The sequence below is a fragment of the Saccharopolyspora sp. NPDC050642 genome (genome assembly GCF_040654735.1).
Taxonomy (GTDB): Bacteria; Actinomycetota; Actinomycetes; order Mycobacteriales; family Pseudonocardiaceae; genus Saccharopolyspora; species Saccharopolyspora elongata.
Window position 1 is genome coordinate 1 of sequence record NZ_JBFAIN010000069.1, and the last position, 26,082, is coordinate 26,082.

Below are 26,082 nucleotides of genomic sequence, written 5' to 3' on the forward strand. Positions count from 1 at the left end.
ACACCAAGAGTGCTCGCTTGCTGCCGCACCGGCGCCAGCTGCGATATCGCAGCCGCCATCAGCGGGTAGGAGACCGACACGACACCATAACCGAGCGCTGGGATCACTCCCACTCGATGGTGCCCGGCGGCTTGGAGGTGACGTCGAGGGTCACGCGGTTGACGTCGGCGACCTCGTTGGTGATCCGGGTGGAGATCCGCTCCAGCACGTCGTAGGGCAGCCGGGTCCAGTCCGCGGTCATCGCGTCCTCGCTGGACACCGGGCGCAGCACCACCGGGTGGCCGTAGGTGCGGCCGTCGCCCTGGACGCCGACCGACCGGACGTCGGCCAGCAGCACCACCGGGCACTGCCAGATGTCGCGGTCCAGACCCGCCGCGGTCAGCTCCTCGCGGGCGATCGAGTCGGCCGCGCGCAGCGTCGCGAGCCGCTCCGCGGTCACCTCGCCGATGATCCGGATGCCCAGCCCCGGGCCCGGGAACGGCTGCCGGTGCACGATCGTCTCCGGCAGGCCCAGCTCCAGCCCGACCCGGCGCACCTCGTCCTTGAACAGCGCGCGCAGCGGCTCGACCAGATCGAACTGCAGGTCGTCGGGCAGCCCGCCGACGTTGTGGTGGCTCTTGATGTTCGCGGCGCCGGTGCCGCCGCCGGACTCCACCACGTCCGGGTACAGCGTGCCCTGCACCAGGAAGTCGATCTGCTCGCCGGCCGCGCCCGCCTCGGCCTGCAGGTCGCGGGCGGCCTGTTCGAAGACGCGGATGAACTCGCGGCCGATGATCTTGCGCTTCTCCTCGGGGTCGGTGACGCCGGAAAGCGCGCCGAGGAACCGGTCCACCGCGTCGATGGTGACCAGCCGGACGCCGGTCGCCGCGACGAAGTCGCGCTCCACCTGGGCGCGCTCGCCGGAGCGCAGCAGGCCGTGGTCGACGAAGACGCAGGTCAGCTGGTCGCCGATGGCGCGGTGCACCAGCGCGGCGGCCACCGCCGAGTCGACCCCGCCGGACAGCGCGCAGATCGCCCGCCGGTCGCCGATCTGCTCGCGGATCGCGGCCACCGTGTCGTCCACGATGGACGCGGTGGTCCACTGCGGACGGACCCCGGCGATCTCGTGCAGGAAGCGGCGCAGCACCTCCTGGCCGTGCGGCGAGTGCACCACCTCGGGGTGGTACTGCACGCCGGCCAGCCGGCGCTCGACGCTCTCGAAGGCGGCCACCGGGGTGTCCTTGGTACCGGCGGTCACGGCGAAGCCCTCGGGGGCCTTGCTCACCGAGTCGCCGTGGCTCATCCACACCGGGTGGTGGCCGGGCAGCTCCGCGTGCAGCGTGCCGCCGTCGCCGGTGATGTCCAGCTCGGTGCGGCCGTACTCGCGGGTGCCGGTGTGCTCGACCGTGCCGCCGAGCGCGGAGGTCATCGCCTGGAAGCCGTAGCAGATGCCGAACACCGGGATGCCCGCGCTGAACAGCTCCGGGTCGACCTGCGGCGCGCCGTCGGCGTAGACGCTGGACGGGCCGCCGGAGAGCACGATGGCCGCCGGGTCGCGGCGCGCGATGTCCTCCACCGAGGTGTCGTGCGGGACGACCTCCGAGTAGATCTGCGCCTCCCGCACCCGTCGCGCGATCAGCTGCGCGTACTGGGCGCCGTAATCGACAACGAGGACAGGCCCCTGCCCCTGGCGATCGGCGCCCTTGCTGCTTGCGGTACCGGACACGTCGTCGAAACCTCCTGGCGAGAGCGGTGGCGCCCATTCTCCCAGGTAATCAAGGCCACAGCGGCACCGACCCCGCCCTTGCCCGGCGGGGCGGCGGGGAGCCGGGACCGGTGCGCGACGGCACCGGCCCCGGCTCCCCGGTCCGGGAGATCAGAACTGGCCGGGCTGGTAGTCACCGGCGGGCTGCCGGACGATCACGTTCAGCCGGTTGAAGGCGTTGATGAGCGCGATCAGGGACGCCAGCGCGGCGAGCTGGTCCTCGTCGTAGTGCTTCGCGGCGTTCTCCCAGGCCTCGTCCGTGACGCCACCGGCCGCATCCGCGATGCGGGTGCCCTGCTCCGCCAGCTCCAGCGCCGCGCGCTCGGCCTCGGTGAAGACCGTGGCCTCCCGCCAGGCCGCGACGAGGTTGAGCCGCAGCGACGATTCGCCGGCGGCGGCCGCGTCCTTGGTGTGCATGTCGGTGCAGAACCCGCAGCCGTTGATCTGGCTCGCGCGGATCTTCACGAGCTCCTGCGTCGCGGCGGGCAGCTCCGAATCCGAGATCGCCTTATTCGCCGAGACGAGGTGCTTCACGAACTTGCCCGCGACCGGGTTTCCGAAGAGGTTCAAACGCGCATCCATGGTCGGCTCCTCTGCCGTTTTCGGTGCCTGCACACCTATGACGAGTCGACCGGGCGCGATGTGACCGGTCTGGATGTGATGCCCGTCTCGTCAGCCGCCGAGGTAGGCGAGCACCGCGAGGACCCGGCGGTGGCCCGAGTCCCCGGCCGGCAGGTCGAGCTTGGCGAAGATGTTCCCGACGTGCTTGAGCACGGCCCGCTCCGTGACGACCAGCCGCGCGGCGATCTCGGCGTTCGCGTAGCCAGCCGCCATCAGCGCCAGCACCTCCCGCTCGCGCGGCGTGAGCGCGGCGAGCGGGTCGTGCCGCCTGGTCAGCAGCTGCGCGACGACTTCTGGGTCCATCACGGTGCCGCCGCCGGCGATCCGGCGCAGCGCGTCGACGAACTCGTCCACCCGCGAAACCCGGTCCTTGAGCAGGTATCCCACCGCGCCCCGGCCGTCGGAGAGCAGCTCGCGCGCGTAGGTCTCCTCCACGTACTGGGAGAACACCAGCACCGGCAGGCCCGGCCGGATCCGGCGCGCCCGCAGGGCCGCCCGCACGCCTTCGTCGCGGAACGACGGTGGCAGCCGGACGTCCACCACGGCCGCGTCCGGCGCCTCCGCCTCGATCAGGTCGAGGAACGGCTCCGCCTCGGCGACCACGGCGGTCACTTCGATGCCGACGGTGCTCAGCAGCAACTTGAGCCCCTCCGCGAGGATCACGTTGTCCTCGACGATCACGACCCGCACGGCAACACCACCCGGATCGTGGTCGGCCCGCCCGCCGGGCCGACCACCTCGGCCCGCCCGTCCAGGGCCGCGACGCGGTGCCGGATCCCGGCCACGCCGGTGCCCTTCGATTCGTCGATCCCGCCGATCCCGTCGTCACCGATCTCGATCCGGAGCTCGTCTCCGACCCGGTCGATCGCCGCGGCGGCGCGCGTCGCGCGGGCGTGCTTGGTCACGTTGTTCAGCGCCTCGGCGACGACGAAGTACGCGGCGGCCTCGACCGCGGCCGGAACCTCGCCGAGCTCCGCGACGGTGACCGTGGTCGGCACGGCGCACCGGGCGCCGAGCGCGGAAGCCGCCCCGGCGAGCCCGCGGTCGGCGAGGATCGGCGGGTAGAGGGTGCGGACGACGTTGCGCAACCCGGTCATCGCCTCCTCCGCCCCTTCGCGGGCCTCCTGCAGCATGCGGACCGCCATATCTGGGTCTTGGTGCGCCGCCTTCTCCGCGATCCCGAGCCGGATGGCGAGCGAGACCAGCTGAGCCTGCGTGCCGTCGTGCAGGTCTCGCTCGATCCGCCGCAGCTCGGCGCCGTGCGCTTCCAGCGCGCCCGCCCGGGTTTCGGCCAGTTCGTCGACCCGCTCGGCAAGTTCGTCGGCCTTCAGCCGCGCGGCCGACGGGGAAAGCAGCGCGAGGCTCAGCTTCGCCTGCCACTTCGCCAGCGCCGGGACTCCCCACAGCAGCAGTGCGAGCAGTATCGCGAGCTGCACCGGACCGGCGGTCAGCGCGAGCGGCCAGCTCGTGATCCGCAGGCCCAGCAACGACATGTTCGGCAGCACCGGCCAGATCAGCATCGTCGCCACGGTGCCCAACGGCCCGGCGACCGCGACGAGGCAGATGAGCGAGGTGATCGTGCCCGCCAGCGCGTGCACCGGCAGCCAGCGCAGATCCCGCCACGTGCCCGGCGACCGGAGCACCGCGCCCAATCCGGTCACCGCCCGCGTCGGGTGGACCGCGACGCCGAGCAGCCGCCCGGCCCGCCGCCGTTCCCATTCCGCCCACCGGTGCAGCACCCCCAGGGCGGCGGGCAGCAGGACCGCGCCGACGCCGAGCACGACCAGGATCCCGCTGGTGAGGATCAGCGGAATCGCGACCAGCGCGGCGATTCCCGTTGCCAGGCCGAGCAGCAGGAACCCGGAATCGCGAACCACCTCGCGCAGCCGCATCGTCCATCTCTCCCCTCGAATCCCCGGCAGTCGGGGATTTCAGGCAAGAGTCTGCCGGAGCCGGACCCGCCGAACAGTGGAGTGCACGACACCATCGGGCCGGGTGCCCGCGGCCTGTCGCGGCACGCCGTCGCCGCCATAGCTTCGCCGCCATGATCCAACCGAAAGCCCGCTCGGTCCTGGCATTCATCGGACTCGCCTACGCGGGCATGTGGCTCGCGATGGCGCCGCTGTGGCTGACCGGTTTCCGCCGGGCCGGCAACGACGTTTCGATGGGCCTGCTCGAACAGCTCTGCATCGCGGCCGCGATGCTCACCCCGGCGCTGGCCGCCGTGTTCGTCCTGCTCCGCGTTGAGCGCCGCCGGAACGTTCGCGCCACGCTGGCCCTGACCTGGCCCAAGGGCACGGCGGTGGAATGCGCGCTCGCCTTCGCGGTGCCGCTGATGCTCAGCCTGGTTTCGCTGTCGGTGGGCGCGGTGGCCGGGGTCTACCACCCGGATCTCGGGAACTTCTCCGGGTTCCGCAGCCAGTTCGCCCCGGAAACCCTTGGGCAGACCGGTGTTCCGTGGCCCGAGCTGGCGATCTGGGCGGCCGGACTGCTGCTCGACATGCTGATCTTCCTGCCGATGTTCTTCGGCGAGGAACTGGGCTGGCAGGGCTTCCTGCTGCCGCGGTTGCTGCCGCGCGGCCCCGTGTTCGCGATGGTCGGCACCGGCGTGGTGTTCGCGCTCTGGCACCTGCCGACGCTGCTGCTCGGCGGCCAGTACCCGGCGCTTCGTGGCCGGTCTCGATCGGCTCGTTCCTGGTCTCCTGCGTGCTGATCGTGCCGGTCTTCACCTGGCTGCGGATGCGGTCCGCCTCGGTGGTGCCCGCGGTCGTCGCGCACACCTTCACCAGCACGGCCGCGGTTCAGCTGCCGTGGGTGTTGGGCTCCGCCGACCAGCCGCCGAGCCCGCTGACCGCGGGCCTGACGGCGTGGCCGGGCTGGCTGGCGATGGCCGGGCTCCTCGGCGTGCTCGCGCTGCGCCGCCGGTTCGGCGGCGGTCAGACGACGGGCAGGCGCAACGCAGCGGGTGCGGTGGCCGGGACCGCCGGCGACTTCGGGACGACCGGCGCCACCTGGCGGTAGCCGGTCCCCTGGTCCGGGCGGGCGTCCTGCTCGCCCTTGTTCGGCCACATCGAGAACGCCCGCTCCGCCTGGGCGGTGATCGTCAGCGACGGGTTCACGCCCAGGTTCGCCGACACCGCCGAACCGTCCACGATGGACATCGTCGGGTAGCCGTGCGCCCGGTGGTACGGGTCGATCACGCCGTGCTCGGCGTCCTCGCCGATCGCGCAGCCACCGAGGAAGTGCGCGGTCAGCGGGATGTCGAACAGCTCGCCCCAGGTGCCGCCCGCGACGCCGCCGATGCGCTCGGCGACCAGTTCGTTGGCCTGCTCACCGGCCGGGATGTAGGTCGGGTTGGGCGCGCCGTGGCCCTGCTCCGAGGTCAGCAGCTCCTTGCCGAAGACCCGCTTGAGCCGCGTGGTCAGCGAGTTGTCGAGGCTCTGCATGACCAGCAGGATCACGGTGCGCTCGCTCCAGTTCTTGACCGACAGCGTGCGCAGCGCCAGGTTCGGGTGCTTCCACACGTACTTCGCCCACTGCTTCCACCGCGACCCCTCGCCGCCCTTGGTCGCCAGGGTCTGCAGCAGCCCCATCGCGTTGGCGCCCTTGGTGTAGCGCACCGGCTCGATGTGCGTGTCGGTGTCCGGGTGGAACGAGGAGGTGATGGCCACGCCGGTGGAGAAGTCGCGCTCGGGGTCGCGCTTCTTCATCTGCGCGCCGATGATCGCCTCGGAGTTGGTCCGGGTCAGCCGCCCGAGCCGCGTCGAAAGCCGCGGCAGGTCGCCGTTCTCGCGGCAGCGGTGCAGCAGGTTCTGGGTGCCCCAGGTGCCCGCCGCGACCACGACCTGGTCGGCGCGGAAGATCCGGGGCCGCCGGGACATCTTCGCCCCGGTGCGCGCGGTCGCGATGCGCCACCGGCCGTCGGCGCCCTGCCCGAGCCGGGTCACGGTGGTCAGCGGGAAGACCTCGGCGCCGCCCGCTTCCGCCAGGTACAGGTAGTTCTTGACCAGCGTGTTCTTCGCGCCGACGCGGCAGCCGGTCATGCAGGCGCCGCATTCGGTGCAGCCGGTGCGCGCGGGCCCGGCGCCGCCGAAGAACGGGTCGGAGTCGGTCTGCCCGGGCTTGCGGAAGTACACGCCGACCGGCGTGTGGTGGTAGGTGTCGCCGACGCCCATCTCCCCGGCGACCTGCTTGATCACCACGTCGGAGGGGGTTTCGGTCGGGTTCTGGACGACGCCGAGCATCCGGGTGGCCTGGTCGTAGTGCGGGGCGAGTTCGGCTTCCCAGTCGGTGATGTGCGCCCACTGCGGGTCGTTGTAGAACGGCTCGAGCGGCCGGTAGAGCGTGTTGGCGTAGTTCAGCGAGCCGCCGCCGACGCCCGCGCCCGCGAGGATCAGCACGTTGCGCAGCAGGTGGATGCGCTGGATGCCGTAGCACCCGAGCTGCGGTGCCCACAAGAACTTCCGCAGGTCCCAGGACGTCTTGGGCAGTTCGTCGTCGGCGAACCGGCGACCGGCTTCGAGCACCGCGACGCGGTAGCCCTTCTCCGTCAGGCGCAGCGCGGCCACGCTGCCGCCGAACCCGGAACCGATGACGACCACGTCGAAATCGGTTTCGCTCTCGTCACGTCCAGCCATGCGCGACAGACTAGACGTAATTACTCGCCAGTAGCTAGAGGTGGAACAGGTTCTGCACCCGCTTTTCGCAGCGGCTCCGGGTGGCGGACATCGCCCCGGGAGCGGCGGTTTCGCGCGAAACCGCCGCCCAGGACGCTCCAGCCGAAGCCGCGCTCACGGTCCGGCGGCGCGGAGGTACCGGGTGCCGAGCCTGGCCAGGTGATCGCGGAGCTCGGGCGGATCGACGACCTCGAAGTCCGCCGCGATCAGCCCCGCGAAGACCGCCAGGAGGTGCATCGAATCGGCGCCCATGGTCACGTCGCAGGCGTTGTCGTCCACCGGCTCGATCAGCGCGCCGGTCGGCGTGATCAGCTCCGCGACGCGGGCCGCGGACAACCGGAACCGCAGCGTCGCCTGGCAGTGCCACAGCGCGACGTTCAGCCGTTCGCCGAGGTAGGCGACGACATCGCCGCCCGGCAGCTCGCGCGGGGCGAAGCGCGGCCCGGTCGGCGTCCGGGGCTCGATCCGGTCGGCGCGGAACGTCCGCCAGTCGTCGCGCTCCACGTCCCACGCCACCAGGTACCAGCGGCGGCCCCAGCCGACCAGCCGGTGCGGCTCGGTGATCCGCCGGCTGGTCGTGCCGTCGTGGGCGGAGTAGTCGAAGCGGAGCCGCTCGCGGCCCCGGCAGGCGGCGGCGATCGCGGTCAGCACGCTCGCGTCCACCGTCGGGCCGTCTCCCGGCATCGCGATCATGGCGCTCTGCAGGGTCTGCACCCGGTGCCGCAGCCGGGACGGCAGGACCTGCTCCAGCTTCGCCAGCGCCCGGGCCGAGGTTTCCTCCACCCCGGCGACCCCGGCGGCCGTGCGCAGCCCGACGGCGACCGCGATCGCCTCGTCGTCGTCCAGCAGCAGCGGCGGAACCGCCGCCCCGGCGCCGAGCCGGTAACCGGCCGTGCCCTGGGTGGCGTGCACCGGATATCCGAGCTCGCGCAGTCGCTCGATGTCGCGGCGCACGGTCCGCGCGCTGACGCCGAGCCGCTCGGCGAACTCGGACCCGGCCCAGTCGCGAGGGGTCTGCAGCAGCGACAGCAGCTTGAGCAGGCGCGCCGAAGTGTCCAGCATGCCGCCGAGTCTGCCGTCCGATTAGGACAGCGGCCGACCTGATCCCGCACGGCACCGAAAAACCAAGGCTCGTGAGCGCTTCGGATCGCTGCAGCGGTCCAAAGCACTCACGAGCCCGGTGGCGGACGTGGGTCAGCCGCGGAGCGACAGGCCGACCTTCTGGAACTCCTTGAGGTCCCGGTAGCCGGTCTTCGCCATCGCGCGACGCAGGCCGCCGAAGAGGTTCAGCGTGCCGTACGGGTCGCTGCTCGGCCCGAACAGCAACTGCTCCAAGTCCGCGCCCGAACCGGCGAAGCCGACGATCTCGCTGCGCGGCAGGCTCGGGTGCGCGGCGGCGGAAGTCCAGTAGTAGCCCTGCGCCGGCGTCTCCGCCGACTCGGTCAGCGCCTCGCCGAGCATCACGGCGTCGGCGCCGCAGGCGATCGCCTTCGCGATGTCGCCGGAGTACGACAGGCCGCCGTCGGCGAGCACGTGCACGTAGCGGCCGCCGGTCTCGTCCAGGTAGTCGCGGCGGGCGGCGGCGGCGTCGGCGATCGCGGTGGCCATCGGCACCCCGATGCCCAGCACCTGGGTGGTGGTCGCCGCGCGGGACTGGCCGAAGCCGACGATCACGCCGGCCGCGCCGGTGCGCATCAGGTGCATCGCCGTGCGGTAGTCGCCGACCCCGCCGGCGATCACCGGCACGTCGAGCTCGGCGATGAACCGCTTCAGGTTCAGCGGCTCGCCGTCCCTGGCGACGTGCTCGGCGGAGATGATGGTGCCCTGCACGACCAGCAGCTCGACGCCGGCCGCGAGCAGGTCCGGGGTCAGCTCCTCGGCGTGCTGCGGGCTGACCCGCGCCGCCACCGTGACACCGGAGTCCTTCACCTGCTTCAGCGCGGTGGCCAGCAGGTCCGCCCGGATCGGCGCGGCGTGCAGCTCCTGCAGCAGCCGGATCGCGGCCTCGGGGTCGCTGTTCTCCTCGGCGGCGCGAACCACCTCGAACAGCTTCTCCTCGACGTTCTCGTGGCGCGCCCACAGCCCCTCGGCGTTCAGCACGCCCAGGCCGCCGAGCTCGCCGATCCGCACCGCGGTGGCGGGCGAGACGACCGCGTCCGTCGGGTGCGTGACCAGCGGGATGTCGAAGCGGTAGGCGTCGATCTGCCACGCCAGGGAAACATCCTTCGACGACCGGGTCCGCCGCGAGGGCACGATCTCCACGTCGTCCAAGTCGTAGCCGCGCATGGCCGTGCGGCCCATGCCGATCTCAACCTGATCCCGCACCGTTGAAGTCCCTCCTCGCGGCACCGCTTTCCGACGAAGCATTCTCTCTTCGCTGCCCGTGTGACGTGCAACGGGGGCTCCTTAGCCCGCCTCGACCGCGCGAAACCGGCGGTTCCGGCGCCCCCGGAGAACGACGCGGCCGCCGCATCGCGGGGATGCGGCGGCCGGGACGGTGGTGATCAGCGCGTGGTGTAGTTCGGCGCCTCGACGGTCATCTGGATGTCGTGCGGGTGGCTCTCCTTGAGCCCCGCCGCGGTGATCCGCACCAGCTTCGCGTCCTGCAGCTCCGGAATCGTGTTGGAGCCCGTGTAGCCCATGCCCGAGCGCAGTCCGCCGATCAGCTGGTCGACCACCTGCGCCAGCGGCCCGCGGAACGGCACCCGGCCCTCGATGCCCTCCGGCACCAGCTTGTCCTCGGACAGCACGTCGTCCTGGAAGTAGCGGTCCTTGGAGTACGACTTGGCCTGGCCCCGCGACTGCATGGCGCCCAGCGAGCCCATGCCCCGGTACACCTTGAACTGCTTGCCGTTGACCAGCACCAGCTGGCCCGGCGACTCGGCGGTGCCGGCCAGCAGGCTGCCCAGCATGACGCTGCTCGCACCGGCCGCGATGGCCTTCGGGATGTCCCCGGAGTACTGGATGCCGCCGTCGCCGATCAGCGGCACGCCCGCCGGGCGGCAGGCCATGCTCGCCTCGTAGATCGCGCTGATCTGCGGCACGCCGACCCCGGCGACGACGCGGGTGGTGCAGATCGAGCCCGGCCCGACGCCGACCTTCACCGCGTCCGCCCCGGCGTCGACCAGCGCCTGCGCGCCGGCCCGGGTCGCCACGTTGCCGCCGATGACGTCGACGGAGTTGCCGAGCTCCTTCTTCAGCGTCGCCACGGTGTCCAGCACCGCGCGCGAGTGCCCGTGCGCGGTGTCCACGATCAGCACGTCGACACCGGCGTCCACCAGCGCCATCGCGCGCTCGTGCGAGTCCGCGCCGACGCCGACCGCCGCGCCGCACAGCAGCCGGCCGTCCGGGTCCTTGGTGGCGCGCGGGTACTGCTCGGTCTTGACGAAGTCCTTGACGGTGATCAGCCCGCGGAGCTTGCCCGCGTTGTCCACGATCGGCAGCTTCTCGATCTTGTTGCGCCGCAGCAGCCCGAGCGCGGCTTCGGCGGTGACGCCGACCTGCGCGGTGATCAGCGGCGTCGCGGTCATGACCTCGCGCACCCGCCGGGTGAAGTCCACCTCGAACCGCATGTCGCGGTTGGTGATGATGCCGACGAGGGTGCCGTCCGGGTCGGTCACCGGCACACCGGAGATGCGGAAGCGGGCGCACAGCGCGTCCACCTCGGCGAGGGTGTCATCCGGCGAGCAGGTCACCGGGTCGGTGACCATGCCCGCCTCGGAGCGCTTGACCACCTCGACCTGGGCGGCCTGCTCCTCGACGGACAGGTTGCGCTGCAGGATGCCGACGCCGCCCTGGCGGGCCATGGCGATCGCCATCCGCGCCTCGGTGACGGTGTCCATCGCGGCGGACAGCAGCGGCACCCGCAGGCGGATGTTGCGGGACAGCTGGGTGGACGTGTCGACGCCGCTGGGGATGACGTCGGACTCGTCCGGCAGGAGGAGCACGTCATCGAAGGTCAGACCCAGTGTCGCGAACTTCGAGGGGAGGCCTGGTGCGGAGAGTTCGCTGCTCATGGCGAGGGATGTGCCTTCCTTCACGCTATGGTCCGCAGACTGCGGGTGCGGCTGGATGTCCTCGGCGATTACGTGTGGAACGTGGCATCGGCATCGGGGATTCCCTCAATGATAGAGACCACAGGTCAGGCGCGTTTGCCCCGTGGGCCGAGGGGTGGGCCACGCCACGGCGGGCGGCCAAACCCGCCCCGACAACCCCACGAGGTGGACGCAGCCGGTACCGTGCGGGCCGTGCCGCACGATCCGATGCCACCAGACCCGTTCGCGGGTGACCCGGAAGATCCGAGCATGGCACTCGGCGATCACGACGCCGACGACGGCCCACCACTCGGCGATGAGGAACGGGCCGAACTGCTCGCCGACCTGACCGATCTCGCCGTCTACCAGGCCCTGCTGGAGCCCCGCGGGCTCCGCGGCATCGTGGTGGACTGCGCGGACTGCGGCGAATGCCACTACCACGACTGGGAGCTGCTGCGCTCCAGCCTGGAGCAGCTGCTGCAGGACGGCCGGATGCGCCCGCACGAGCCGGCGTTCGACCCGAACCCGAGCGACTACGTCACCTGGGAGTACTGCCGCGGCTACGCGGACGGCGTGACCGAGACCGAAACCACCCACTGACAACTCGCACCAAGCAGAACGCGAAGAGGGGCTCCCGACCGGGAGCCCCTCTTCGCGTTGGCAGGTGTTAGACCGGCCTCATCATCACGGATTGCTGCTGCTCTTCTGCGGGAACAGATCCGATCCCCAGCCGCTCGACGGGTGCTCGGAGCTGCCGCTCGTCTCGCTCGGCGACGTGGACGACTCCGATGGCGACGTGGACGACGTCGGCGGCACCGACGAGCTGTCCGTCGGCGGCACCGGCGGCACCGGCTGCGACGGCGACGTGGTCGGCGTCGACGGCGTGGTCGGCGTCGACGGCTGCGGGGGCTGCGGGTTCTCGCCCTGGCCCATCCGCGCGGTCAGCGAAGCGTGCGCGGCCTTCAGGTCGGACAGCCCGTGCTCGTCGTCGACGCCCCGCATCTGCTCCTGCGCGGAGCGCAGCGCGGCCTCGGCGGCGGTGCGGTTGCCCTGCTCGATCGCGCCCTCGGCGGTGTTCAGGTCCTCGCGGGCCGAGCTCGCGGCGACGATCGCGCGCGTGCGATCGGAGTAGAGGACCTGTGCGACGCCCCACAGCATGTCGCCGGGCTGCGCGTCGCGGGCGGCCACGCCCACCCCGGTGAACGTGATCATCAGGACCGCGGCGGCGGTGGCGACCGGCACCAGGTGCCGGCGCTTGAGCCTGCGGCGCGGGCGGCTGCCCGCCGCGATGGCCGCGGTCGCGGTCTCCACGTCGACCAGATCGCCGATCGGCGCGGCGTCGATGTCCTGCCGCCACGCGACCAGCAGCGCCTCCAGGCTGGGGCGCTCGTCGTCGGCCGACGCGACCACGTCGGGATTGGTCCCGCCGAGCGCGTCGAGCAATGCGTCGTCGGCCTGCAGCGCGCCCAGGTCGATCGGTTCTTCGCCGAAGTCGTCGAAGTCGACCAGCTCGTCGGACTCCTCGGCCGGTCGCGGCCGGAAGGGGAGCACGTCGGCGTCGCCCGACACGGCGTCGGGTTCGGTGGTTTCAGACTCGGCCGAGCCGGAATCCCGCTGGTTGTCGCTCAGTTCCGTTCCCTCGTCTGCGGACCCCTCTGCGGGAATCTGGTCCCGCTCGTCTGCCCCGCGCGAACGGTCCTCGTGCCGGCCGGACTCGACAGGGTCGTGTCCCGCCTGCTCCCCCTCGGGCCCCTTCCGCTCCGCCATTCAGACCACCTCCTCCGCGGACAGCGTCTTTCGCAGCCGGGCCAACGCGCGGTGTTGAGCCACGCGTACCGCGCCCGGCGTCGAACCGACCGCTTCGGCGGTTTCCTCCGCCGACAACCCGACGACCACCCGGAGCAGCAGGATTTCCCGCTGCTTGGCCGGGAGGACGCGAAGAAGCTGCGCCATCCTGCCCGAAAGCTCACCCTGCATGGCCCGCTGCTCCGGTCCGGCCTCGGATTCCGGGGTGTCCGGAACATCTGCCACCGGTTCGGAGCGGTTGCGGGCCAACGCGCGGTGCGCATCAGCAACCTTGTGCGCGGCGATGCCGTACACGAACGCCAGGAACGGACGACCCTGGTCCTTGTAGGTGGGCAGCGCGGTCAGCACCGCGAGGCACACTTCCTGGGCCACGTCGTCCGCCGAAGCGAACGACCTCTCGTTTCGTCCGACTCTGGCGCGGCAGTACCGCACCACCAAAGGACGGATTTCGGCCAGCAAGCGCTCGATCGACTGACGATCGCCGTCGACGGCGGCGCCTACAAGAGCGTCCAGCCCGTCCCCCACGTTGGTCATCGCAGACAGCAGCCCTGGTGTTACGCGTTCAAGCGATTCGGATTTGTCCGGCGGAGATCGCGTGCGCCGCACGCCGCGCCGAGCTCACCGTACCGGCCGGGGGGCGATCGTTGAACAGGGAGTGGATGGAGGGGGCCGTCGTCGTCACACATTCAGAGATACCAGACGCCGACCCCGGCGGCGTTTACCCAGGCCACGGGATCTTGGAGGTTCACCGGAGAAGATCAGAGACGATCTTCACAGGGGTCGCACGACCGGGGTACCGCGACACTTTCGGGGCATCTGCACCGATTGCCGAGAAGGCCGGTTTCGTCCCGGATCGTCCCACTCTGAAGAACTATGGCTCGCGCCACACCGGCGTCGCACCCCGGGTCGGGGTCGTGCCGGAAGTGACGCGAGCCACAGGCGCACTCGTAACGTCAGCTCGCTCCAAGCCAACGTCCTCGCCGAGCACCGGCAGCTCGGACTGGATCTGCCGGTGCGCTCCGATCGACAGGCGCGCGGTGATCACCGCGCGCGACGATCAGGCGACGAGGCCGCGGCGGAAACCGTGCGCGACTGCCTGCGCGCGGTCGCGCACGCCGAGCTTCCGGAAAAGCCGGCGAGCGTGGGTCTTGACCGTGTCCTCCGAGAGGTAGAGCTCCCGGCCGATCTGGCCGTTGCTCTTGCCCTGGCTCATGCCGCGCAGCACCTGGAGTTCGCGCTCCGTCAGCTGCACCCCCGGATCGGACGGTTGCCGGGGTGCGGGCACCGAGGTGCTCGCCAGCGTGTGCGCCAGCGCCGCCACCAACTCCGGCCGGGAAGCATCCCAGCGGAGGTAGCCACGGGCGCCGCCGGCGATCGCGGCGGCGATGCTGGCCGCGTCGTCCGGGGCACCGAACACGATCACGTTTGCTTGCGGATGTGCCGAGACGAGCCTTCGGGTGGCCTCGACGCCGTTCGGCACCGCGCGCTGGGTACCCACCAAGACGACGTCGACGGCCTGCCGCGAGAAGCGGGCCAGCAGCTCATCACCGTGCGCAACGCAATCAATTCGACTCACTCCGGGGACAGCAGACATCACACGAGTGAGCCCTTCCCGGACGCTACGTCGGTCATCGCAGATCAGGACCGTCGTCACGGGAACTCCTTCCTGCAGGCGAGTGACGTTCCAACTCCCCTATCGGACGCAGGGGCCAAAACCTTGACACGATCCGGTGCTTAATCCGTCAAGAAATTTTGTGGCAGCCCGATCGGGTGCCGGTTCACTGGAACGGAGCAGGCCGCCGGGACCGGTCCACCCACTGCGCCGGGAAGCCGCCGACCACGCGCCGTACCTGCAGTATTCACCCGATTGCACCCAGTCGTGACTGCAGTTTCGCCCGTCCGCACGAACGCCGTAACCTCACCCACACGGTGGGTGTGTGATTTATGCCACAAAAGGCCTCGCTCAGCCCAGTACGGTCTCGGAAACACGCGCCACAGCCGTCTCCAGCGAATCGAGCAGCTCCACGTGCGCGGGCAGCGCCTGCTGCGCCCACCCGGCGCCCGCCACGAACGCGCGGGCGCGCTGGCGGGTGATCGGGATGTCGTCCAGCACCCGCGACGAGGCGTAGTGCGACTGGTCGGCCCAGAGCACCACGGCGGCCGGGGCGGAACGGCGCACCGCGGCGGCGAGCCCTTCGCGCGGCAGCGCGGCGCCGAACAGCCGGTGGCCGACGCGGTTGGCGGCGAGCGCTGCGGCCAGCGCCACGAGTTCGAGCTCCTGCACTTCGCCGGGCACCGGGGCGAGCACCACCGGGCGCGGATTGAGCGGGGGCGGCGCGGTCGCGATCACCGAGCGCAGCGCGGTGGACGCGCAGTCGACCAGTAACTGCAGGACCTCGATGCCGGAGCCGGACCGCTGCCGCCGCTCGCTGACGGCGCGCAGCACCGGCTGCAGCATGCCCTGCCAGGTCTCCACGACGCCGTCGCTGTCCATCGACTCGATCAGCAGCCGCTGCACGGACCAGGAGTCCAGCGCGAGTGCTGCTCGCCCCAGGCCGCGGGCGCGCGGCCCGGCCCCGGTGAGTTTGAGCCCGCGCCCGCCGGTGTTCGAGCCGCCGGCCAACTCGATGTCGCCGGCGCCGCCGAGCACGCCGGACAGCATCATCGGCCCGTCGCCGGATCCGTCCGGCTGCGTTTGCCGCTCGGTCGCGTCGGGGTATCGCTGCGGCAGCGGCGCGGCGACGGTGCGGGCGTAGCGGGCTGCCTCCATCGGCGAGGCACCGCGCAGCAGCGCGCGTTGCATCTGCTCCAGGCGAGCGATGTCGTCCGGGCCGTAGCGGCGGTGCCGACCGCTGGTGTGATCGCTGGGCCCGAGTCCGTACCGGCGGTCCCAGGTGCGCAGCGTGGCGGGTGCCACACCGAGCCGGCGGGCCACCGCGGCGACGCTGAGCCGCGGCTGATCGTCCGACGCGGCGCCATCCGGACCTTCGACCAGCTCCGGATCGTCGCTCGGGATGGGGGTGTCCTGCCCCTGCACAGGTTCCGGCCGCGTCGTCACGCGGGACATGTTCCGGTTCCGGCCCGTGGAGGGCAAGCCGTCGGGCGTCGATCTTGGTCGGCCAAAGATCACTCCAACGATGAACAGCTTTTGGCTCGATAAGGGTTGAACAAGTTTTGGCGCGGTTCTACGGTCGGATCATGCGAGGCTGCGGCCGCCGGCTGCAGCGGGGAGGGGACCCACCGCTAGGAGGTGGTTTGCGCAATGGCAGACACTCGACGTCTTCCAGGACCGAACGCCGATATCTGGGATTGGCAGATACGGGGCTCCTGTCGAGGCATGGACAGCGCGTACTTCTTTCATCCGGACGGCGAACGCGGCCCGGCACGAGCTCGGCGCGAGGCGAAGGCGAAAGAGGTGTGCCAGCACTGCCCTGTGATCGCGCAGTGCCGGACGCACGCGCTAGCCGTGCAGGAGCCGTACGGCATCTGGGGCGGGCTGTCGGAGTCGGAGCGGGAAGTGATCATCAAGGCGCGCAAGCGCCAGCAGCTGGCGGTCGCGGCCAGCTGACGCGCTTGTGTCGGCCGCCGCGTCGCGGATCGCGGACGGCCGCCGGAGTCGGATGACTACGAGGGGCGTCATTCGGCTCCGGGTAGGACGAAAAGATCGGGGCGGTACCCACGCCGTGGGTACCGCCCCGATCTTCGTGCCGTTCAGCCGGGCCGAGGGCCCGGGCTCACGCGCAATGGCTCAGTGGCCGTGCCCGTGGCCGTGGCCGTGCCCGGCGGCCTCCGGCTGCTCCTCCGGCTTCTCCACGACCGCGCTCTCGGTGGTGATCACCATGCGGGCGATGGAGGCCGCGTTGGCGACCGCGGAGCGGGTCACCTTCAGCGGGTCGACGATGCCGGCCTGCACCAGGTCGCCGTACTCGTCGGTCGCCGCGTTGTAACCGGCGCCCCAGTCCAGGTCGCGGACCTTGGACACCACGACGGCGCCTTCCTGGCCGGCGTTGGCGGCGATCCAGTACAGCGGGGCGTCCAGCGCGCGGCGCACCAGCTGCACGCCGGTGGCCTCGTCACCGGTGAGGCCGAGGTCGTCGGCCAGCACCTTGGCGGCGTGGATCAGGCTCGACCCACCACCGGGGACGCTGCCCTCCTCGGCCGCGGCCTTGGCGGCGGCGACGGCGTCCTCGATGCGGGACTTGCGCTCCTTGAGCTCCGTCTCGGTGGCCGCGCCGACCTTGATCACAGCGACGCCGCCGGACAGCTTGGCCAGCCGCTCCTGCAGCTTCTCGCGGTCCCAGTCGGAGTCGGTGGCCTCGATCTCCTTGCGGATCTGGTCCACGCGGTCCTTGACGCCCTCGGCGCTGCCGCGGCCGTCCACAATGGTCGTGGCGTCCTTGGTCACGGTGACCCGGCGGGCCTCGCCGAGCACCTCCGGACCGGCCTCGGACAGCTTCAGCCCGACCTCCGGCGCGATGACCTGGGCGCCGGTGGCGATCGCCAGGTCGTCCAGGAACGCCTTGCGGCGGTCGCCGAAGAACGGGGCCTTGACCGCGACGACCTTCAGGGTCTTGCGGATCGCGTTGACGGCCAGGGTGGACAGCGCCTCGCCCTCGACGTCCTCGGCGATGATCAGCAGCGGCTTGCCGCCCTGCGCGATCTTCTCCAGCAGCGGCAGCAGGTCCTGCAGGCCGGAGATCTTGTCGCGGTGCAGCAGGATCTGCGCATCCTCCAGCACCGCTTCCTGACGCTCGGCGTCGGTGACGAAGTGCGGGGAGATGAAGCCCTTGTCGAACTGGAGGCCCTCGGTGATCTCCAGCTCGGTGGCCAGCGTCGAGGACTCCTCGATGCTGATCACGCCGTCCTCGCCGACCTTCTCCATCGCCTCGCCGATCAGGGCGCCGATGGACTCGTCCCGGGAGGACACGGTCGCGATCTGGGCGATGTTGTCGCGGCCCTTGACCGGCGTGGCCTTGGCCTTGAGCGCCTCGACGACGGCGTCGGTGGCCGCCTGGACGCCCTTGTTCAGCGACGCCGGGTTGGCGCCCGCGGCCAGGTTGCGCAGGCCCTCGCGGACCAGCGACTGGGCGAGCACGGTGGCGGTGGTGGTGCCGTCGCCGGCGACGTCGTTGGTCTTCGTCGCGACGTTCTTGGCGAGCTGGGCGCCCAGGTTCTCGAACGGGTCGCTCAGCTCGATCTCGCGGGCGATGGTCACGCCGTCGTTGGTGATCTGCGGCCCGCCGAACTGCTTGTCCAGCACGACGTGCCGACCACGCGGCCCGAGGGTGACCTTCACCGCGTCGGCGAGCTGGTTGACGCCGCGCTCCAGCGCGCGCCGGGCCTGCTCGTCGAAGGCGATCTGCTTAGCCATGGTTACAACAGCCCTTCATGGATGCCTTTGGGGTCTTCGCTCTTGTCCTTGAAGCGGCGAAGCCGCTCAGCCCACCTGCGCAACAGGCACCGCCGCCACGCAGAACGAGCCCAGCGAAAGACTCTTGCCCCGGATATGCGACCGCCCCGGGGTCCCGGTCGGGACCGCCGGGGCGGCATTGCTCGCGTGGTGCAGCGTCAGTTGACGACGGCCAGCACGTCGCGGGCGGAGAGGATCAGGTACTCCTCGCCGTTGTACTTGACCTCGGTGCCGCCGTACTTCGAGTAGATGACGACGTCGCCTTCCTTGACATCCACCGGGATGCGGTTGCCCTTGTCGTCGACGCGACCCGGGCCGACGGCCAGAACCTTGCCCTCCTGGGGCTTTTCCTTGGCGGTGTCCGGGATCACGATGCCGGACGCAGTCGTCGTCTCGGCCTCGCTCGCCTGGACCACGATCTTGTCCTCAAGCGGCTTGATGCTCGCCACGGTGTGACCTCCACCTTCTGGGGCCTTCGAAGCGTTGTCTGGGTTAAGACGGCTCCGCGGCTCCCCGCCGTCGCGGGTGCCGGGGCGCTGCGGCGCCGTTCTGCTAGCACTCTACCCATGAGAGTGCCAACGCTCAACAACAACCCTCTTCTCCGGCCTCCCGGCGTGTCGACCGCCCCGGAACGCCGAGCCGGAGCGAGACCGTGAAGGGCTCGGCCGCAACGAATCGACCAGCGATGCAGCCGCCGTCCCGATAGCCGGAAGTCTCCGTCGGACGACAGTCAAGCAGAGTCGGCGGCGCCCGAGCTCGACCATCCAGCAACGCGGGATCCCGGCATCCGCGCGCTCGGCAACGAGGTCGATCAGCGGCGCGCTCCGGCTACCCGGCGGATTCGATTCGGTTCGGACCGTAGCGAACCTGGGCCGCGGGGCCGCCACCTGGGAAGTTGTCACAGACGATCAGCTGTGCGTGATCTTCGCTGGTAGATCGCCATGCGGGAAATGTCACCAATGCCACGAGGTGGTTCACACCAAGGCGGTTCGGTGGCCTAGGTTGCCAGGCATGCCCGCCCTCTCCAAGCCCGCGAACCGCCCCTGGGAGCGCCGCCCCCGACCCGCGCGCCCGCCCGGCCCGCCCGGCCCGCCGACCCGAGCCGGGTGGCGGCCGAAATGACCTCGCGAGCTCACCGCTCCGGCTGGTTGCGGTAGAGCTCGGCGTACCGCTGCGCCCGCTGGGCGCGGATCGCGGCCTGCGCCTCCTCGCGCACCGCCCTGCCCGTACCCATCGGGTAACCGTGCTTGGTGAGCCGGTACTCGCTGGTGTGCTCCAGGTACGACAGCGAGTACCAGAGCGCAAGGATGACCCCGCCGAGCACGGACATCGCCCGGATCCAGAACGGACCGGGCAGCAGCAGGAAGAGCAGTCCCGGGGAGATCTGGACCAGGCTGCGGCCGATGTGCCGCAGCACCCAGGTCCGGCACGTGATGTCGCGCAGGACCCACTCCCGGCACCTGGCCGGCAGCCGTCCGCCGAAGGCGTACCAGATCCACTGCACCGGGTTGGGCCGGATTCGTCCGTCAGCGGCCACGTCCCCTCCTTCGCCGAGCGTCCGAGAACAACCTATATGCTAATCATTAGCACGCTAATGATTAGCGTGATAGCGGGCACCCCGGCCGGAAGGAGACCCCGATGAACCAGATCGACCTCGGCGAGGATCCGCTCACCCTCGATCGCCAGGTGTGCTTCGCGCTGTCCGTCGCCTCGCGCAACGTCATCTCCGTCTACCGACCGCTGCTCGCGCCGCTCGGCCTGACGCACCCGCAGTACCTCGTGATGCTCGCGCTGTGGGAGCAGTCGCCGAGATCGGTGAAGGATCTCTGCGGCGCCCTGCACGCCGACCCCGCGACGTTGTCGCCGCTGCTCAAACGCCTCGAATCGATCGGCTACCTGGAGCGGCGCCGCAGCACCGAGGACGAGCGGCTGCTCGCCGTGGAGCTGACCGGGAAGGGCCGGGAACTCCGGGCGGAGGCCGAGAAGATCCCGTACCGCGTGGTCGAGCTCCTCGGCATGGAGGTCGCCGAGCTGGAGCAGCTCAACGAGGCGCTGAGCAAGGTGATCGCGGCGACCCGCCGCGCCCTCGACGCCGGGTGACGCGCTGGGCCGATCGGTCCGGCAGCGGCTGGGCCGAACGGATTCCGGGGCTTGCTTCGGCCGCCCCATTTCGCCGGGAATTCACCAAACCCTCTTCTGGTGTCGGTACTTTCGTGCGCTCGATCGCGCCACGGTCGAGCCCCGGACGACTCCCGCAGGACACCTGGAGGACACCGATGCCCGATATCCCGTTACCCGGCGGGGTCAGCCGCCGCGCCGTGCTGCTCGGCGGCGCCGCCGCGCTCGGTGCGACCGCCCTCGGCGGCTCCGCGCTGGCCAACGCGCTGTCGCTGCCCGGCGCCGGTACCCGCCGGCTCGCCGACCCGTTCACCCTCGGCGTCGCCTCCGGCGACCCATTGCCGGACGGGGTCGTGCTGTGGACCCGGCTGGCGCCGGAGCCGACCGCCGACGACGGGCTGGGCGGCATGCCCGACAAGGCCGTGCCCGTGCAGTGGGAGGTCGCCACCGACGAGCAGTTCGGCAAGATCGTGCAGAGCGGCGAGGCCCAGGCCGCGCCGGAGCTGGGGCACAGCGTGCACGTCGAGCTGGAGGGCCTGCAGCCCGGCGCGGAGTACTTCTACCGGTTCCGCGCCGAGGGCTCGATCTCGCCGGTCGGCCGCACCCGCACCGCGCCCGCGCCGGACGCGCTCGGCGAGCTGACCATGTGCTTCACCTCCTGCGCGCACTTCGGGCAGGGGTACTTCACCGCGTACCGGCGGATGGCCGAGGACGAGCCGGGGCTGATCCTGCACCTCGGCGACTACCAGTACGAGTACGCCGCCAAGGACGGCGACGTGCGCAAGGTGCTCGGCCCGGAGACCCGCACGCTGGCCAACTACCGGCAGCGCCACGCGCAGTACAAGACCGACCCGGACCTGCAGCTCGCGCACGCGACCGCGCCGTGGCTGGTGGTGTTCGACGATCACGAGGTCGAGAACAACTGGGCCGACGAGACCCCGGAGAAGCCCGACGACGGCTTCCTGGACCGGCGCAAGGTCGCCCTCCAGGCGTACTACGAGAACATGCCGCTGCGCGCGGGCTCGAAGCCCAACGGCATCGACATGCAGCTCTACCGGCGGTACCGCTGGGGATCGCTGGTCAACTTCCACCTGCTCGACACCCGCCAGTACCGCGACGACCAGGCCTGCGGCGACGGCGTGCAGTCCGGCTGCACCGACCGCGAGGACCCGGACCGGTCGATCACCGGCGCCGAGCAGGAGAAGTGGATCATCGACGGGTTCCGCGACACCACCGCCCGCTGGGACGTGCTGGGCCAGCAGGTGTTCTTCTCCAAGATCGACCTGACGCCCGGCGCCGAAGAGGGCTACAACATGGACGCCTGGGACGGCTACGTGGCCAACCGCGACCGGATCGCGGGCGCGATGGCCGACAGCGCGGTCCGCAACGGCGTCGTGCTCACCGGCGACGTGCACCGGCACTGGGCCGCGGAGATCAAGCGGACCCACGACGACCCCGAGTCGCGCGCCGTCGGCACCGAGTTCATCACGACCTCCGTCACCAGCGGCGGGGATGGCAACGACGACGGCAACGGCGACGTGCTCAAGGAGAACCCGCACGTGAAGTTCTACGCCAACCGGCGTGGCTACGTGCGCACCAAGTTCACCGAGGCGGAGCTGCGCGCCGACTACCGGGTGCTGCCGTACGTGTCGAAGAAGGACGCCCCGGCGGAGACCGCGAAGTCGTTCGTGGTCGAGGACGGCAACCCGGTTCTCAACCCGGCCTGACCCCAGACCGTCCACTGGGGACGGTCCGGCGGAGTCGCCCGGTGGCCCATCGCCCCGTGCGTACTTCGTGCTGCTGTAGCCGCACAAAGTACGCACGGGGCGACTTGCGCCGATCGGTTGGCGCGTGGCCGGTCCCGGCCGTTGTCCTCGATGGCACACTTGTCCGGTGCGTGGACTTCGGAAGGGACTCGCTGCGCTGGCCGGGCTCGGGGTCGCGGCGGCGCTGCCCTCGGCATGGGCGCTGGCGCGCAGCGCCCGCCGCATCAGCACGGTCCAGGACGCGCCCGCGACCGAGTACGCGCTGGTGCTCGGCGCGGGAGTGCGCTGGGACGGCCTGCCGAGCCGGATCCTGCAGGGGCGGCTGAACGTGGCGCGGGAGCTGTTCGAGGCGGGCCGGGTCCGGCGCATCATCGTCAGCGGCAGCCCGGAATCCCGCGGGCACAGCGAACCCGTCGTGATGCGGCACCACCTCGTGTCGCACGGGATTCCCGCCTCCGCGGTGGTGCTGGACGAGTCCGGTGTGGACACCTGGTCGTCCTGCCGGCGGGCGGCCGAGGGCTTCGGGCTGCGCGAGGTCACCGTCGTGACCACCCGGTTCCACCTGCGCCGCGCGGTCGCGCTGTGCCGGCGCGCGGGCATCGACGCCCACGGCGTCGGCCACGACGCGGCGGCCGACGGCCTGCGCCGGGTCTCCGCCCGCGGCGCCCGCCGCGAGTTCCTCGCCACCACCAAGGCATTCTGGTGGCGCCGCTGATCACCATCGGTGATCGGCCGTGACGGTGGGCAAGATTCCGGGTGGTGGCAACCCGGGCGGAACTTCGGGCGATATCAGCACATCCTTGCCGAATAGGGGTGTGATCACCGTGCTCGCTCGAAGACTCCGCAGCTGGTTGAGCGCGTGCTGCGTGGCGCTGTTATCCATCGGGTTGCTGGCGGCGTTACCGGCCCGCCGCGCGGAAGCCGCCGTGCCATCCGGTTTCGTCCTCCGCAATCAACCCAGCGGGCAGGCCGCCTTCGACCTGACCGACTTCGCATACCTGCCCGACGGCAGCGTCCTGACCACCGGGAAGAAGGGCACCGTGGCGTGGGTGGCCGCCGACGGCCGCACCAGGACCATCGCGGCCCTGCCCGTCGAACCGGCCCAGGACCTGGGGCTGACCGGGCTCGCGGTGGCCGCCGACTACGCCACCTCGCGGCACGTCTACCTGGCCCGCTCGGTCCCCGGCGGCACCGGCGGCTACCTGCTGCGGCTCGCGCGCTGGACCGTCACCGGCGCGCCGGAACCGACCGGCCTCGCCGACGAACAGGTGCTCTTCGAGTTCCGCAGCCCCTATGCGGTGCACGGCATGACCGGGATCGTCGCGGCCGACGACGGCACCCTGTGGGTGTCCGTCGGTGACCTCTCCGACTTCACCCGCACCGACCGGAACGCGTTGCGGGCCATGGACATCGACGCACCCAACGGCAAGGTCCTGCACGTCACCGCCACCGGCGACGGCGTGCCCGGCAACCCCTACTTCCAGGCGTCGAACCCCTCGTCGTGGCGCAGCCGGGTGTACGCCAGCGGGTTCCGCAGCCCGTTCCGGCTGTCGCTGGACCCCGGCACCGGCACGCCGATCGTCGGCGACGTCGGCTACAACACCTGGGAGGAGGTCGACCTCGTCCGGCCCGGCCAGAACTACAAGTGGCCCTGCTGGGAGGGGAACCACCGGACCCCGGGCTACGACGACCTGCCCGAATGCGCGTCCGTGGTGAACACCCCGCCGCTGTGGGAGTACCACCACGGCGGCGGCGCCGACCAGGGCAACAGCGTCACCGGCGGCATCATCTACCGGGGCGAGAGCTACCCGGAGGCCTACCGCGGCGCGTACTTCTTCGGCGACTACACCACGAAGAAGCTGTGGACGCTGCGCTTCGACGCGCAGGGGAAGCTGGTGCGGGCGCCGGAGAACCCGCCGTTCGGCGGCGACATCGGCGGGCTGGTGAAGTTCGCGGCCGCACCCAACGGCGACGTCGTCTTCGCCGACATCTACTCCGGCACGCTGCGGCGGCTCAGCTACCCGCAGGGCAACTCCGCGCCGGTGGCCGAGGCCGAGATCAGCACCGATCCGGCGACCCGCACCGTCACCTTCGACGGGTCGAGATCGCAGGACTTCGACGGCGATCCGCTGACCTACCGCTGGGACTTCGGCGACGGCACGACCGGCTCCGGCGCGCGCACCAGCCACACCTACCCGGACGGCGACCGGTTCACCGCGCGGCTGACCGCGACCGACCCGCTCGGCGCGTCCGGCAGCGTCGACCTGCTGGTCGCGCCGGCGAACCACTCCCCCCAGCTGGCGCTGACGACGCCCGGCGGGCGGACCTTCGCCGTCGGCGAGACCGTGTCCCTCACCGCGCGGGCCACCGACGCCGAGGACGGCACGACGCCGATCACCTGGGCCAGCGCCGAGGTGCACTGCCCGGAGGAGGCGACCTGCCACCGCCACCCGGGGGCCGGCGGCACCGGCGAATCGTTCCAGGTCGCGTTCACCGATCACCCGGACTCGCGGATGGAGATCACCGCCACCACGACCGACAGCGCCGGGGTGCGCAGCAGCGAGACCTACGCGGCCATGCCGCGCGAACACCTGCTCACGCTGACCAGCAACGTGCCCGCCGTGCTGCAGATCCCCGCGGAGGGAGGGCGGAGCTCGGCGATGGTCACCGAAGGCGCCTCCTTCGACGTGATCGCGGCGGCGACCGCGACCGACGGCGTGGCGACCTTCGCCGGCTGGACCGACGACGTCGGTGTCCGGTCGCGGGTGCTGACCATGGGCGCCGGCGACCTGACGCTCGCGGCGCGGTACGCCACGCCGATCGACCGGCGCTACGAAGCCGAACCGCATCTGCGGAACCTGCTCGGGCAGCCCACCGGGCCGGAGATCGCCGAGGACGGCATCCGCTACCGCGGCTACGAGCGCGGGCGGCTGTACTGGACCGCGCAGACCGGCGTGCACTACGTCTACGGCGGGAACCTCGCGAAGTACCTGCAACTCGGCGGGCACGGCAGGTTCGGCCCGCCGACCACGGACGAACTGTCCACATCGGACGGCATCGGCCGGTACAACCACTTCGTCGGGGTGACCGCGGGCTTCCCGGCCTCGATCTACTGGAGCCCGGACACCGGATCGCACGCGGTGTGGGGCGCGATCCGGCAGAACTGGGCGGCGAACGGCTGGGAGCAGGGCCCGCTCGGTTACCCGACGACCGACGAGGTGACCACGCCGGACGGGGTGGGGCGGTACAACCACTTCTCCAAGGCGGGCTCGATCTACTGGAAGCCGGGCTCCGGGGCGCATGCGATCTGGGGCGCGATCCGGGTGACCTGGTCGCAGCTGGGCTGGGAGCTCGGGCCGCTCGGCTACCCGACGACCGACGAGCTCACCACGCCGGACGGAGTGGGGCGCTACAACCACTTCTCCAAGGCGGCGTCGGTCTACTGGACGCCGGGCACCGGAGCGCACGAGGTGTACGGCCGGATCCGCGAACGCTGGTCCGCGCTCGGCTGGGAACGCTCGTACCTGGGCTACCCGAAGACCGGGGAGTTCGCGATCTCCGGCGGTCGCCGCAACGACTTCGAGCACGGCTACGTCGAGTGGCGAGCGGCCACCGGCACGACGATCGACCGGAGGTACTGAACCATTGGTCTGGCCGCAGTTTCAATTGAAACTGCGGCCAGACCGGACGATGCGCGCCGTCTCAGGGGGTCGCAGTTTCAATTGAAACTGTGATCCCCCTGGACGACGACGATGCCGACCGGGCACCGGGTCCGGGGGTCCGGGGGTCCGGGGGTCCGGGGGTCCGGGGGTCCGGGGGTCCGGGGGTCCGGGGGTCCGCAATTTCAATGGAAATCAGAGAACGGATGTAGGAGGTAAAAAAGGTAGAAGGAAAAAAAGGGGGGAAG

General features: G+C 71.2%; 23 protein-coding genes. 8 read left to right on the plus strand and 15 right to left on the minus strand.

The features are described 5' to 3' along the window. Window positions 1–103: 103 nt before the first annotated feature. The 4 genes from guaA to AB0H93_RS43170 all read right to left on the minus strand — a co-directional run bounded on the left by guaA (window position 104) and on the right by AB0H93_RS43170 (window position 4,257). On the minus strand, window positions 104–1,705 hold the full coding sequence (gene guaA, locus AB0H93_RS43155; RefSeq protein ID WP_358582498.1) for a glutamine-hydrolyzing GMP synthase: 1,602 nt from the start codon (window positions 1,703–1,705) through the stop codon (window positions 104–106). Between the two features lie 150 nt (window positions 1,706–1,855). Beyond that, entirely contained in the window at window positions 1,856–2,326 is a 471-nt protein-coding gene (locus tag AB0H93_RS43160) for a carboxymuconolactone decarboxylase family protein (protein ID WP_358582501.1), read from the minus strand. A gap of 90 nt (window positions 2,327–2,416) precedes the next feature. After that, on the minus strand, window positions 2,417–3,055 hold the full coding sequence (locus tag AB0H93_RS43165) for a response regulator transcription factor (RefSeq protein WP_358582503.1): 639 nt from the start codon (window positions 3,053–3,055) through the stop codon (window positions 2,417–2,419). Then, window positions 3,043–4,257, minus strand: coding sequence for a sensor domain-containing protein (locus AB0H93_RS43170; protein WP_358582506.1), 1,215 nt, complete (start codon window positions 4,255–4,257; stop codon window positions 3,043–3,045). The genes AB0H93_RS43165 and AB0H93_RS43170 overlap by 13 nt, the downstream gene beginning before the upstream one ends. Window positions 4,258–4,409: 152 nt before the next feature. On the opposite strand from AB0H93_RS43170, the gene AB0H93_RS43175 reads away from it, so the two are divergent. After that, window positions 4,410–5,078 (plus strand): CPBP family intramembrane glutamic endopeptidase, encoded by a 669-nt coding sequence (locus AB0H93_RS43175; protein WP_358582509.1) that lies wholly within the window; start codon window positions 4,410–4,412, stop codon window positions 5,076–5,078. Continuing rightward, complete coding sequence (locus AB0H93_RS43180; RefSeq protein ID WP_358582511.1) at window positions 5,072–5,386, plus strand: hypothetical protein; 315 nt, start codon at window positions 5,072–5,074, stop codon at window positions 5,384–5,386. The genes AB0H93_RS43175 and AB0H93_RS43180 overlap by 7 nt, the downstream gene beginning before the upstream one ends. Here AB0H93_RS43180 and AB0H93_RS43185 read toward each other — a convergent pair. From AB0H93_RS43185 to guaB, 4 genes are all read right to left on the minus strand, one after another. Then, entirely contained in the window at window positions 5,302–7,002 is a 1,701-nt protein-coding gene (locus tag AB0H93_RS43185) for a GMC family oxidoreductase (RefSeq protein WP_358582513.1), read from the minus strand. The genes AB0H93_RS43180 and AB0H93_RS43185 overlap by 85 nt on opposite strands. Before the next feature lie 153 nt (window positions 7,003–7,155). Continuing rightward, window positions 7,156–8,103, minus strand: coding sequence for a YafY family protein (locus tag AB0H93_RS43190; RefSeq protein ID WP_358582515.1), 948 nt, complete (start codon window positions 8,101–8,103; stop codon window positions 7,156–7,158). Between the two features lie 132 nt (window positions 8,104–8,235). Continuing rightward, window positions 8,236–9,366: a GuaB3 family IMP dehydrogenase-related protein gene (locus AB0H93_RS43195; RefSeq protein ID WP_132486443.1), complete on the minus strand. Its 1,131-nt coding sequence runs from the start codon at window positions 9,364–9,366 to the stop codon at window positions 8,236–8,238. 179 nt (window positions 9,367–9,545) lie between these two features. Beyond that, window positions 9,546–11,057, minus strand: a complete 1,512-nt coding sequence (guaB, locus tag AB0H93_RS43200; protein WP_132486445.1) for an IMP dehydrogenase — start codon at window positions 11,055–11,057, stop codon at window positions 9,546–9,548. 246 nt (window positions 11,058–11,303) lie between these two features. Here guaB and AB0H93_RS43205 point away from each other — a divergent pair, with 246 nt between their 5' ends. Further along, the gene (locus AB0H93_RS43205) at window positions 11,304–11,675 is read left to right on the plus strand and encodes a DUF5319 domain-containing protein (protein ID WP_358582537.1); all 372 of its coding nucleotides are present in this window, start codon (window positions 11,304–11,306) and stop codon (window positions 11,673–11,675) included. A gap of 84 nt (window positions 11,676–11,759) precedes the next feature. Here the strand turns inward: AB0H93_RS43205 and AB0H93_RS43210 are convergent, their stop codons facing one another. From AB0H93_RS43210 to AB0H93_RS43225, 4 genes are all read right to left on the minus strand, one after another. Beyond that, window positions 11,760–12,842: an anti-sigma-D factor RsdA gene (locus AB0H93_RS43210; protein ID WP_358582518.1), complete on the minus strand. Its 1,083-nt coding sequence runs from the start codon at window positions 12,840–12,842 to the stop codon at window positions 11,760–11,762. Beyond that, window positions 12,843–13,415: a sigma-70 family RNA polymerase sigma factor gene (locus AB0H93_RS43215; RefSeq protein ID WP_093265524.1), complete on the minus strand. Its 573-nt coding sequence runs from the start codon at window positions 13,413–13,415 to the stop codon at window positions 12,843–12,845. A 523-nt stretch (window positions 13,416–13,938) separates the two neighbouring features. Further along, complete coding sequence (locus AB0H93_RS43220) at window positions 13,939–14,535, minus strand: response regulator transcription factor (RefSeq protein ID WP_029536209.1); 597 nt, start codon at window positions 14,533–14,535, stop codon at window positions 13,939–13,941. Window positions 14,536–14,844: 309 nt separating this feature from the next. Further along, window positions 14,845–15,948, minus strand: coding sequence for a MerR family transcriptional regulator (locus tag AB0H93_RS43225; protein WP_358582521.1), 1,104 nt, complete (start codon window positions 15,946–15,948; stop codon window positions 14,845–14,847). A 195-nt stretch (window positions 15,949–16,143) separates the two neighbouring features. On the opposite strand from AB0H93_RS43225, the gene AB0H93_RS43230 reads away from it, so the two are divergent. Continuing rightward, window positions 16,144–16,449 carry a WhiB family transcriptional regulator gene (locus tag AB0H93_RS43230; RefSeq protein WP_029536210.1) on the plus strand — a complete coding sequence of 102 codons (306 nt, stop codon included), beginning with the start codon at window positions 16,144–16,146 and terminating at the stop codon, window positions 16,447–16,449. A 180-nt stretch (window positions 16,450–16,629) separates the two neighbouring features. Here AB0H93_RS43230 and groL read toward each other — a convergent pair whose 3' ends face one another. From groL to AB0H93_RS43245, 3 genes are all read right to left on the minus strand, one after another. Beyond that, window positions 16,630–18,252, minus strand: a complete 1,623-nt coding sequence (groL, locus tag AB0H93_RS43235) for a chaperonin GroEL (protein WP_358582524.1) — start codon at window positions 18,250–18,252, stop codon at window positions 16,630–16,632. A gap of 197 nt (window positions 18,253–18,449) precedes the next feature. Continuing rightward, window positions 18,450–18,740, minus strand: coding sequence for a co-chaperone GroES (groES, locus tag AB0H93_RS43240; RefSeq protein ID WP_010316109.1), 291 nt, complete (start codon window positions 18,738–18,740; stop codon window positions 18,450–18,452). Window positions 18,741–19,423: 683 nt separating this feature from the next. Beyond that, entirely contained in the window at window positions 19,424–19,828 is a 405-nt protein-coding gene (locus tag AB0H93_RS43245; protein ID WP_358582527.1) for a DUF5313 family protein, read from the minus strand. 101 nt (window positions 19,829–19,929) lie between these two features. Between AB0H93_RS43245 and AB0H93_RS43250 the strand changes: the two genes are divergently transcribed. From AB0H93_RS43250 to AB0H93_RS43265, 4 genes are all read left to right on the plus strand, one after another. Beyond that, window positions 19,930–20,391 carry a MarR family transcriptional regulator gene (locus AB0H93_RS43250; protein ID WP_132491716.1) on the plus strand — a complete coding sequence of 154 codons (462 nt, stop codon included), beginning with the start codon at window positions 19,930–19,932 and terminating at the stop codon, window positions 20,389–20,391. Window positions 20,392–20,567: 176 nt separating this feature from the next. Beyond that, entirely contained in the window at window positions 20,568–22,136 is a 1,569-nt protein-coding gene (locus AB0H93_RS43255) for an alkaline phosphatase D family protein (protein WP_358582529.1), read from the plus strand. A 166-nt stretch (window positions 22,137–22,302) separates the two neighbouring features. Then, window positions 22,303–22,890, plus strand: a complete 588-nt coding sequence (locus tag AB0H93_RS43260) for an ElyC/SanA/YdcF family protein (protein WP_358582532.1) — start codon at window positions 22,303–22,305, stop codon at window positions 22,888–22,890. 151 nt (window positions 22,891–23,041) lie between these two features. After that, on the plus strand, window positions 23,042–25,816 hold the full coding sequence (locus AB0H93_RS43265) for a PQQ-dependent sugar dehydrogenase (RefSeq protein WP_358582534.1): 2,775 nt from the start codon (window positions 23,042–23,044) through the stop codon (window positions 25,814–25,816). Window positions 25,817–26,082: the final 266 nt, after the last annotated feature.